At 44.7% G+C, this 589-nt stretch carries 2 tRNA genes and 1 rRNA gene; all 3 read right to left on the minus strand.

Annotated elements, in window-relative coordinates:
* Positions 1 to 258 precede the first annotated feature (258 nt).
* Positions 259 to 334: transfer RNA gene (locus tag ACKJXD_RS11940), tRNA-Ala, on the minus strand.
* A gap of 50 nt (positions 335 to 384) precedes the next feature.
* Positions 385 to 461, minus strand: a tRNA-Ile gene (locus ACKJXD_RS11945).
* Positions 462 to 516: 55 nt separating this feature from the next.
* Positions 517 to 589, minus strand: a 16S ribosomal RNA gene (locus tag ACKJXD_RS11950); the annotation flags it as partial.

Genomic DNA, 589 nt, shown 5'->3' on the forward strand with positions numbered 1-589 from the left:
TCCTTCTTCGCCTCTGATTGCCTAGGCATCCACCGTGTACGCTTAATTTCTTAACCTTACAACTCACAGTTGTCTTGGTTTCTATTACGCTTTTTTCTCTTTTCTACTTCATAACATCCATACTTTCGTATCAATGCCTTCTGTAAAAACGAGAACTCGTTTCTTTCAGCTTGTTCCTAATTGTTAAAGAGCTTTATCTTTCTATTTACTCATATAAGTAAATACAAACATAATTTAATTCAAAAGAGACGGCTTTAATGGTGGAGCTAAGCGGGATCGAACCGCTGGCCTCCTGCGTGCAAGGCAGGCGCTCTCCCAGCTGAGCTATAGCCCCATTGTTTTCACTTCTTCAACGCCTCAAACTTCCGCTCAATGCCGTTGAATTGGTGGGTCTGAGTGGACTTGAACCACCGACCTCACCCTTATCAGGGGTGCGCTCTAACCACCTGAGCTACAGACCCAATAAAGTGACTCTTTCTAAACAAACAATCTGTGTGAACACTTACGAGCGCTTCGTAAGGAGGTGATCCAACCGCAGGTTCCCCTACGGTTACCTTGTTACGACTTCACCCCAGTCATGAATCACACC

The organism is Gilliamella sp. G0441, assembly GCF_050589305.1.
In the GTDB taxonomy this organism is placed as follows: domain Bacteria; phylum Pseudomonadota; class Gammaproteobacteria; order Enterobacterales; family Orbaceae; genus Gilliamella.